At 66.3% G+C, this 9,903-nt stretch carries 8 protein-coding genes; 5 read left to right on the top strand and 3 right to left on the bottom strand.

Annotated features, from left to right (window positions below; translation table 11 throughout):
• The 3 genes from phaZ to VK519_RS03540 all read right to left on the bottom strand — a co-directional run.
• Positions 1-912: polyhydroxyalkanoate depolymerase (phaZ, locus tag VK519_RS03550; RefSeq protein ID WP_324347739.1), on the bottom strand; the 912-nt coding region annotated here is incomplete at its 3' end.
• 70 nt (positions 913-982) lie between these two features.
• Positions 983-1,723 carry a class I SAM-dependent methyltransferase gene (locus VK519_RS03545; RefSeq protein ID WP_324347737.1) on the bottom strand — a complete coding sequence of 247 codons (741 nt, stop codon included), beginning with the start codon at positions 1,721-1,723 and terminating at the stop codon, positions 983-985.
• A 32-nt stretch (positions 1,724-1,755) separates the two neighbouring features.
• Positions 1,756-2,238 carry an RDD family protein gene (locus tag VK519_RS03540; RefSeq protein WP_324347735.1) on the bottom strand — a complete coding sequence of 161 codons (483 nt, stop codon included), beginning with the start codon at positions 2,236-2,238 and terminating at the stop codon, positions 1,756-1,758.
• 58 nt (positions 2,239-2,296) lie between these two features.
• Here VK519_RS03540 and xerD point away from each other — a divergent pair, with 58 nt between their 5' ends.
• From xerD to VK519_RS03515, 5 genes are all read left to right on the top strand, one after another.
• Complete coding sequence (gene xerD / locus VK519_RS03535; RefSeq protein ID WP_324347734.1) at positions 2,297-3,229, top strand: site-specific tyrosine recombinase XerD; 933 nt, start codon at positions 2,297-2,299, stop codon at positions 3,227-3,229.
• 121 nt (positions 3,230-3,350) lie between these two features.
• Positions 3,351-4,127, top strand: coding sequence for a thioredoxin fold domain-containing protein (locus VK519_RS03530; protein WP_324347732.1), 777 nt, complete (start codon positions 3,351-3,353; stop codon positions 4,125-4,127).
• A 91-nt stretch (positions 4,128-4,218) separates the two neighbouring features.
• Positions 4,219-8,082 carry a phosphoribosylformylglycinamidine synthase gene (gene purL / locus VK519_RS03525; protein WP_324347730.1) on the top strand — a complete coding sequence of 1,288 codons (3,864 nt, stop codon included), beginning with the start codon at positions 4,219-4,221 and terminating at the stop codon, positions 8,080-8,082.
• The gene (locus VK519_RS03520) at positions 8,060-9,022 is read left to right on the top strand and encodes a glycosyltransferase family 2 protein (RefSeq protein WP_324347728.1); all 963 of its coding nucleotides are present in this window, start codon (positions 8,060-8,062) and stop codon (positions 9,020-9,022) included. The genes purL and VK519_RS03520 overlap by 23 nt, the downstream gene beginning before the upstream one ends.
• Positions 8,992-9,897 carry a DMT family transporter gene (locus VK519_RS03515; protein ID WP_324347726.1) on the top strand — a complete coding sequence of 302 codons (906 nt, stop codon included), beginning with the start codon at positions 8,992-8,994 and terminating at the stop codon, positions 9,895-9,897. Before VK519_RS03520 ends, VK519_RS03515 begins: the two co-directional genes overlap by 31 nt.
• Positions 9,898-9,903 lie beyond the last annotated feature (6 nt).

Raw genomic sequence — 9,903 nt, 5'->3', positions numbered from 1 at the left:
TACGGCGTTGTATTCGTCGTAGAACTTGCGGTGTGCGTCGGCGTCGTCGAGGTCGCCACGGCGCAGGTTTTCGTAGAAATCCCAGTGCGACATCAGGTGCCGGCTTGGATTCATCGCGATGAACCCGGCGTGCTGCAGGAAGCCCGGGTATACCTTGCGGCCCGCGCCCGGGTATTGCCAGGGCACTTCATGGATCACCTGGTTGCGGAACCACGACAGCGGCCGCGTGGTGGCCAGGTCGTCGACGCGGGTAGGGCTTTGACGCGCATCGATCGGGCCACCCATCAAGGTGAGCGACAACGGCGTATCTTCGCCGCGCGCGGCCATCAGCGACACCGCGGCCAGTACCGGTACCGTGGGTTGGCACACCGACACCACGTGCAGGCGGCGCGCGCCGATGTGCCGGATGAACTCTTCGATGTAACCGACGTAGTCGTCGAGGCTGAAGGCGCCTTCTTCCAACGGCACCATGCGTGCGTCCACCCAGTCGGTGACGTACACCTTGTGGTTCTGCAGCAGTGTTTGCACCGTGTCGCGCAATAACGTTGCGTGGTGCCCGGAGAGCGGCGCCACCACCAGTACGACGGGGTCGTCCTTCAGCGCGTCGATAACCTCAGGCTTGTCGCTGAAGCGCTTGAAGCGAAGAAGCTTGCAGAATGGCCGTGACAACGAATCCTGCTGCACGATGGCCACTTCCTGGCCATGCGCACGCACGCTGTGGATGCCGAACTCGGGTTTTTCGTAATCCTTGCCCAGGCGGTACATCAGCTCGCACCCGGCTGCCGCGCGCTGCGCGCCGGGCAGCATCGACAACGCGCTGCCGGCATCGCCGAACATGCGTGCGCTCGCTTCCGCCCAGTAGTTGAGCGGACTCAACATCGTGCGTTGCCATTCGTGCAGGAGGTAGAGCATCGACGGATTCACGGCCCGTGGGGGTGGCGCATTCTAGCCACAAATGCAGGCCACTGCCCGTAACTGCCGTTCACGCAGCAATTTTTTTACAGACCAGAAGAATTTCATCGACGCCCGTGGTGTCGATCAGCCCGGGTTTTAAGTCGAGCTTTCCGGCAAAACGCAGGCTTAGCGGCATGAATACGCGGTTGTACCACCACATGGCCCGGTCTCGCTGAGTGGTGAGATAATGCTGTCCCCATGCCAGCAGGCGGGGCGATGACGGTTGCATGCCATAGACCGCGCTGCGTTCGACGGTGAAGCCATGGGCGGCAAGCTTGGCCACGATGTCGTCCGGTTCATAGCGCCGGCAATGGCCGACGAAGTCATCGAAAGCGGTCCAGGCCGATTCGTGCAGCGGAACGGAAAGCAACAGGTAGCCGCCGGAGGCCGTGACCCGGGCAATTTCCGCGAAGGCCGCATCATCGTCGAGCACGTGTTCGACGATATCGAAGGCGCAGGTGAAGTCGAATGAGGCTTCGGCAAAGGGCATGGCGCCGATCAGGCCGTGCGTGGTGCGCGCACCATGCTTTTGCAGCTGGCTGAGCGCGGCGTGGCTTAAGTCCAGGAACTGCGTGCCGTCCAACGGCAGGCGTGGCCGCAGGCCTGGAGCCACCTCCAGGCGACGTGACCCATGGGCGGCCAGCTCCTGCACCAGCGGCCAGGTATTGAATCGCTCGGGGGGCACGAGCTTCGAATCCCGCCACAGCGGCTCGTAGAATTCGCTGTTGCTGCGAATCAGCTCCGCTTCGCTCGTCGCATGGACTGTCATGTCCCCAGTGTGGGGTCCGCGGGGACTTCCGTCTACCCAAGCCGGGCAAGCAGGGTCCCGGCGGCAAGATCGTGCAGGGCGCGCCGACGCTTGTCGAAAGCGGCGGGAAGCAGCCATATCGCCCAGCCGACCACCGGCGCCCACAGCGCCCAGCGCATCGTGCCAACCCAGAAGAGCCCCAGGCCGAACAGGGGCAGGGCGCCCACCGCCAGGCGCAGCAATGCGCGGGCCGGTGTGACGCGCTGGCCATCGAGGGTGGCCAGGTGGATGCGCCAGGGCCGCATCCCCAGGGTCTGGCCCCCACGGGTCCACGACACCAGGAAATACGCCGCCACCACCAGCCCCTGAAGCGGCTGGTACCACCAGGCGATATGCGTGCCCTCGGTCACATGCCCGGCGGTGGCCAGTTGGCAGAGCAGGCCCACCACCATCACGATCGCCGTCACCGCCAGCGCGTCGTAGACGATGGCGCCGACACGGCGCGCGAGGGATGCAGGCTCAGGTTGTAAGGTCAAGGGGCAGTCCGGGGCATGGGGCTTGCCGGGCGCGGTGCTAGGCCACAGCATGCAGGGCATGAAGCAGCCAATCGCCGGCGACGAGCGGGTCGCCATTATCGCCCACGACGATGCGCAGGCAATCGCCGCCTTCGTCGAGCGCGTGTGGTCTGAGGATGGCCTGGCCGACCGCACGCTCGAGGCCTACCGCCAGGACCTCGAAGGCCTGGCCCGCTGGCTGGCCACGCGCGGACGCAGCCTGGCCGCGGCCAGTCGCGAGGATCTTTCCTCCTATCACGCCTCACAGCCGGTATCGGTACGCAGCATGGCGCGCCGTCAGTCCTCCTTCCGCCGCTTTTACGCCCACCTGGCGCGCAACGAACCCTCGCGCGAAAACCCCACGTTGCTGATGCAACGCCCGAAGACTCCGCGCGGCCTGCCCAAGGCTCTTGCCGAGCGTGAAGTCGAAGCCCTGCTGGGTGCGCCCGATGCCGGAACGCCGCTGGGGCAACGCGACCGCGCCATGCTGGAGCTGATGTACGCCTCGGGCCTGCGCGTATCCGAACTGGTGGAACTGTCGCTGGGCAACTACAACCCCAGGCAGGGCGTCCTTCGCGTCACCGGCAAGGGCGGCAAGGACCGCCTGGTGCCGGTGGGGCAGGTTGCGCAGGAACAGATCGACCACTATCTGTCGACGGTGCGGCCGTTGCACCTGAAGCCCGGCCCGCGGCCCGATCCACTGTTCCTGTCGGTGCGCGGGCAGGGCATGACGCGGCAGATGTTCTGGACCATCGTAAAGCGCCATGCGCAGGCGGTGGGCATCCTGGCACGGCGCGTCTCGCCCCACGTGCTGCGGCATTCGTTCGCCACGCACCTGCTCAACCATGGCGCGGACCTCCGTGCGCTGCAGATGTTGCTGGGTCATAGCGCGCTCAGCACCACGCAGATCTACACTTTGGTTGCCCGCGAGGGCCTGAAACGGCTCCACGCCGAGCATCACCCGCGCGGCTGAATGTCACTGAGGGTGTGCGACAATGCATGTCCTTGGGCCGTGCAGGATGCACGCTGCCAGGTTCGCGAGGGGTGTCGGCCTCCCGGTTGCGCGGGATGCCCCGGAAAGCTGGAGTTTTTTGATGTTGAAGAAAACGCTGTTCACCCTCGCCGCCAGCCTGTGCCTGGTGGCCGCGGCGTCCGCTGCCGATGGCAACGAGAAAGCCGTCCGCGACGCCGTGCAGTCGCTCGGCCGCGATATCCAGATCGACAGCGTGGAGCCAGCGCCCATGCCGGGCTTCTACCAGGTGATGGCTTCCGGCCGCCTGGTGTATGTCAGCGCAGATGGCAAGTACATGATGAATGGCGACGTCATCGACATCGGCGGCAAACAGAACCTCACCGAAGCCGCCTGGGCACGCATGCGCCGCGCGGAACTGGCGAAGGTGGACGACAGCCACAAGCTGGTTTTCGCGCCGCCCAAGCCGAAGTACACCGTTACCGTGTTCACCGATGTCGATTGCGCGTATTGCCGCGAGCTGCACAAGCACATCGATGAATTCAACAAGCAGGGCATCGCGGTGCAATACCTGTTCTGGCCGCGCACGGGCGTCAAGACCACCGCGGGCAATGACACTCCCTCCTACACGCGCGCCGTGGCCGTGTGGTGTGCGGCTGATCGCAAGGCCACCTTCAACAGCGCCATGAAGGGCGGTGATGTGGGCAAGGCAAGCTGCAAGAATCCGGTCGCCGACGATTTCGCCCTGGGCGAGCGGCTGGGGGTCTCCGGTACGCCCACCATCATGTTCGAAGACGGCACCACCATCCCCAGTTATGTCACTCCCGACCAGCTACTGGCGGCCCTGCGCCAACGCGAGGCGGGAAAAACGCTGGAACTGGGCCAGGCCGACAGCGAGTGACGTCCCCGTGCGCCGGGTGCGGCAACGGCACCCGGTGCTGCCTTGCAGCATGCTGTAGAATGGCGGTTTTCCCCCTGTCCATCCCGCTCGCATGATCGCTCTCGACGGGCAAAGCGCCCTTTCGCCGTTTCGCCTGGAACGCCTGAACGCCCGCCTGGACGCCCTGCACCACGGCACCCGCGTCCAGGCCGCCTGGCACGTGTATTTCGTCGACGCTGCCGTCGCGCCGGCTGGTGAGATGCGCGCCCGGCTGCTGCAGGTGCTCGAAGCGAAGGACACCACGCCGGAACCTGCCACCTTCTGGGTGGTGCCGCGGCTGGGCACCATCTCGCCGTGGTCCAGCAAGGCCACTGACATCCTCCACGGCGCCGGATTCGACATCCAGCGGGTGGAACGCGGCCTGGGATGGCTGATCTCCGGCATGCCCGACGCAGTCCGCGCAGACCATGCCCTGGTGATGGCAGCGCTCCACGATGCCATGACCCAATCGGTGCTGCCGTCGATAGACCTGGCCAGCAGCCTGTTCCTGGCCGGCTCGCCCGGTCCGCTCGGGCGCGTGGAGCTTGGTCCCGATCCGAAGGCCGCGCTGGCCCTGGCCAATCGCAACCTGGGCCTGGCCCTGGCTGACGACGAGATCGATTACCTGGTTGCCAGCTACGCCGAGCTTGGTCGTGCGCCGACGGACGCTGAGCTGATGATGTTCGCCCAGGCGAACTCCGAACATTGCCGCCACAAGGTATTCAACGCCTCGTGGACGGTGGATGGCGAGCCGCAGGAAAAATCCCTGTTCGCCATGATTCGCAACACGCATGCGCACTCGCCCGCGCATACCTTGTCCGCCTACAAAGACAACGCCGCGGTCATTGCCGGCAATACGGGCTTCCGGCTGATCGCCGATCCGAAAGACAACGTCTGGCGTCGTCATGAAGAATCGATGCCCTACGCAATCAAGGTGGAGACGCATAACCATCCCACGGCGATCGCCCCCTGGCCGGGCGCGGCCACCGGCGCCGGTGGCGAGATTCGCGACGAGGGCGCTACCGGCCGCGGTGGCAAGCCGAAGGCAGGCCTCACCGGTTTCTCCGTTTCGCACCTGCGCATACCAGGCCTGCCGCGTCCGTGGGAAACCGATCGCCCGTTGCCGCCACGCATGGCGTCGGCCTTTGAGATCATGCGCGACGGTCCGCTGGGCGCCGCTGCCTTCAACAACGAATTCGGCCGGCCCGCGCTCGGCGGCTATTTCCGCACCTTCGAGATGGAGGGCAGCACACCCGGTTTCCGCCGAGGCTACGACAAGCCGATCATGATCGCAGGCGGTCTGGCCACGCTGCGCCCGGGGCTGGTGCAAAAGCATGAGCTGCAACCCGGCAACAAGGTGATCGTGCTCGGCGGCCCCGCCATGCTGATCGGCCTGGGCGGTGGCGCGGCCTCGTCGGTGGCATCGGGCAGTTCCAGCGCGGAACTCGATTTCGCCTCGGTGCAGCGCGACAACGCCGAGATGGAACGCCGCTGCCAGCAGGTGATCGACCAGTGCTGTGCGCTGGACGATGCCAACCCTATCGTGAGCATCCACGACGTGGGTGCCGGTGGCCTGTCCAACGCGATTCCCGAGTTGCTCAACGACGCCGGCGTCGGCGGTGTCATTGATTTGGCCACCATTCCCTGCGACGACCCGCAGCTCTCGCCGATGCAGGTGTGGAGCAACGAGTCGCAGGAACGCTACGTCCTTGCCGTCGAGCCGAAAGACGTCGAGGCAATCCTTGCCATGTGCGCGCGCGAGCGCTGCCCCGTGGCGGTGGTGGGCGATGCCACGGCCGAGCGCCGGTTGCTGCTGCGCGATTCGCGCGACGGCACGGTGGCCATCGACCTGCCGATGGAAGTGCTGTTCGGCAAGCCGCCGCGCATGCACCGCGACGCCACGCGCAAGAAGCCGCGCATTGACCTGGTGCCCGATCTCTCGGGCATCGGCATGGACGAAGCCTTGCGCCGCGTGCTGCAGCTTCCCACCGTCGGCAGCAAGAACTTCCTCATCACCATCGGCGATCGCACCGTCGGCGGACTCAATGCCCGCGATCCGATGGTGGGTCCCTGGCAGGTGCCGGTAGCCGACTGCGCCGTCACGCTTTCGGACTTCGACGGCTACACCGGCGAAGCCATGGCCATGGCCGAGCGCGCCCCGGTGGCCCTGCTCAACAGTGCCGATGCCGCGCGCCTTGCCGTGGGCGAGGCGATCACCAACCTTGCTGCAGCGCCGATCGACGATCTTGCCCAGGTGCGCCTGTCGGCGAACTGGATGGCCGCGGTGAACCATGCCGGCGACGATGCCGCCTTGTTCGACGCGGTCAAGGCGGTGGGCATGGAGCTTTGCCCGGCGCTGGACATCGCCATTCCGGTGGGCAAGGACTCCCTGTCGATGCAGACCGAGTGGACCCATGAAGGCGTTCTCCAGCGCACGGTGTCACCGGTGTCGCTGGTCATTACCGGGTTTGCCCGTGTCAGCGATGCGCGCCGCGTGCTCACGCCCCAACTGCGCATGGACCGGGGCGACACCGAGTTGTGGTTGATTGACCTAGGAGCCGGTCGCGATCGACTGGGCGCGTCGGCGTTGAGTCAGGTGTTCAACCGTCTCGGCGGCGTGCCGCCCGACCTCGAGGACGCCGCCAAGCTTCGCGCATTCTTCGAATTCATCCAGGAAGCCAACCGCGGCGGCCTGCTGCTGGCCTACCACGACCGTTCCGACGGCGGGGCCATCGTCACCCTGCTGGAAATGGCCTTCGCCGGCCGCTGTGGCCTGGAAATCCGCCTGGATGGCTGGGCCGAGGCCACCTTGCGTGCCCTCTTCAACGAAGAGCTCGGTGCGGTGGTGCAGGTCGCCTCGGCCAACCGCGAGGCCTTCGAAGCGCTGCTGGTGAAGCATGGCCTGGCAGCGATCAGCCATCCGATCGGCCGGCCGAAGGAGAAGCTCGGCATCAAGCTGTACCTGGGCGGCGATACGCTGTTCAAGTGGAACTGGACCGAACTCTTCTCGCTGTGGAATGAAACCAGCTACGCCATGCAGCGGTTGCGCGACAACCCGCAATGCGCCGATTCGGAAAGCGAGTGGCGCCGCGACGACGCCGATCCGGGTATCTCGCCCAAGCTCACCTTCGATCCGGCGCAGGACACGTCCTCGGCGTACCTCAACCTCGGCAAGCGTCCGCGGGTGGCGGTGTTGCGCGAGCAGGGCGTGAACGGCCAGGTGGAGATGGCCGCGGCCTTCGACCGTGCCGGCTTCGAGGCTGTCGACGTGCACATGTCCGATCTCGCCTCCGGCCGTGTGGCCCTGGACGGCTTCCGCGGCATGGCGGCCTGCGGCGGGTTCTCCTACGGCGACGTCCTGGGCGCCGGCCGCGGCTGGGCCACGTCGATCCTGTACAACACCATGCTGCGCGACCAGTTCGAGGCCTTCTTCGCCAATGGGCGGAATTTCTCCCTGGGCGTGTGTAATGGCTGCCAGATGATGTCCCACCTGAAGGACATCATTCCCGGTGCCCAGAACTGGCCGTTCTTCCTGCGCAATGCATCCGAGCAGTACGAAGCGCGCCTGGCCACCCTCGAGGTGCTCGAGTCGGACAGCATCTTCTTCAAGGGCATGGCCGGCTCCCGGATCCCGGTGGCGGTGGCCCATGGAGAAGGCCGCGTGTACTTCCCCAACGTCTGCAGCCCCAGCAAAAGCCATGGTGCGGTGCGTTTCGTGGATAATCGCGGCCGACCGACCGAAACTTACCCGCTGAATCCGAACGGTTCCCCAGGCGGGTTGGCGGGCTTTACCGCAGCCGATGGCCGCGTCACCATTCTGATGCCGCATCCGGAACGGGTGTTCCGTAGCGTGCAGATGAGCTGGCACCCCGAAAAATGGGGCGAAGATTCCCCGTGGATGAGAATGTTCCGAAATGCACGGACCTGGGTGGATTGACTACAATGCGCCGCCGGCGAAGGGTGAGCTCGGCGACTGGCGCACTGAAAAACCCGACACCTTCAAGCGCTCGCTGTCGAATCGGACGATTCCCACATGCAGCGTGGTGGTGGTGTCAGCTGACAGCGGTCAATCGCTGCGCGAATGCGTGCGCCGCATCCTGGCCAGCAACCTGCAGGTCGAACTGATCCTGATCGACAACGGTTCGGATGATGGCCAGCCGGAAGCTGTGGAAAGGGCCTTCCAGAACGAAGAGCGCCTGAGCGTGGTCTACAACCGCGCGAACCTCGGCTTCGGCCCGGCGGCCAACCGGGCCGCGGCGATGACCCGTGGCCGTTTCATCGCCATCGTCAACCCCGATTGCCTGCTCGAGCCCGACGATCTCCCTCGCATGGTCGATATCGCCACCAACGACCCCGACACCGGGGTGGTGGGCGCCGTGGTCTGCGACCTGGAGGGCCGGCCCGATCCGGCCTCGCGCCGCCGCGATCCCACCGTTGCCCGCGTGGTCAATACCATGCTCGGGCGCAGGGGGCGGGGTGTGGCCGTGCCCGGTCCGATGCCTGACAGGCCCGCGCCGGAAGAAGCCGTATCCGGTGCCTTGATGTTGTTCCCGCGCGCGGTGTACCAGCGGGTGTCGGGCTTCGACGAGGGCTATTTCCTCCACTTTGAAGACCTCGATCTCTGCCGCCGTCTGCGCGATGTGGGCTACCGGGTGATCCTGGCCGGCGACCTGCATGTGCAGCATGGCAAGGGCGGCTCCAGCCGGCACCGGCCGGTGTTCGTCAGCCGCTTCAAGCACCGCGGCATGTGGCGCTGGTTCCGCCAGCACGATGCGCTTTCCCGCAGCCCCGTACTGTCCGGTTTCGTCTGGCTGGCGATCTGGACGCATTTCGTGGTGATGGCGCCGTGGCTGTGGCTGCGCCGCCGGCGCCGGTGAGCGACAAGCCTGCAGGCGCGCTGGCGCCGACACTGGGCCTGCTGCTGGTTACCGCCGTTTGGGGTACCACCTTCGCGCTGATCAAGGGCGTGGTCGGACGCATGAGCGTGCCCGACTTCCTTGCCGTGCGCTTCGTCATCGCCGCGGTGGTGATGGTGGTGATGTTCGCCCGTCCCGTGCTGCGCATGGATCGCGGGCAACTGTGGCGTGCGCTGGCGCTGGGTGCGCTATACGGCGTGGCGCAGCTGCTGCAGACCTGGGGCCTGGCGCGGATAAGTCCGAGCGTCAGCGGCTTCGCCACCGGGATGTACGTGGTGTTTACCCCGCTGTTGGGCTGGGTGTTGCTCAAGGAACGCACGCCGCCGGCGACGTGGATCGCCGTGGCCGTGGCGACGGTTGGCCTGGGCCTGCTGGCGCTGCACGGCTTCGAGCTCGACGTCGGGGTGTTGCTGACGCTTGCCTCAGCGGCCCTCTACGGCCTGCACATCCTCGGCCTCGGCCGCTGGTCGCGAAAGGGCGAAGCCTTCGGCATGGCCGCCGTGCAGATGGTGGCGATCGCGGTGGTGTGCCTGCTGGCCACATTGCCGCGCGGGCCGTCGATGCCGCCGGATGCATCAGCCTGGGTGTCGGTGCTGTACATGGCGCTGGCCGCCGGGGCGCTGGCCATGCTGGTGCAGACCTGGGCGCAAGCACACATGACTTCCACCCGCGCCGCCATCGTGATGACGCTCGAGCCGGTGTTCGCCGCCGGCTTCGCCATCATGCTCGGGGTGGATGTGCTGGGTTGGCGCACCGTGGTGGGCGGCGGCCTGATGCTCGGTGCGATGTACATCGTGGAGCTGGGGCCGAAGCGCAATACGCACCAGGTGCTTTGAAGAAGC

Source organism: Pinirhizobacter sp. (genome assembly GCF_035317885.1).
In the GTDB taxonomy this organism is placed as follows: Bacteria; Pseudomonadota; Gammaproteobacteria; order Xanthomonadales; family Rhodanobacteraceae; genus Pinirhizobacter.
This window is presented reverse-complemented; position numbering and strand designations above follow the sequence as displayed.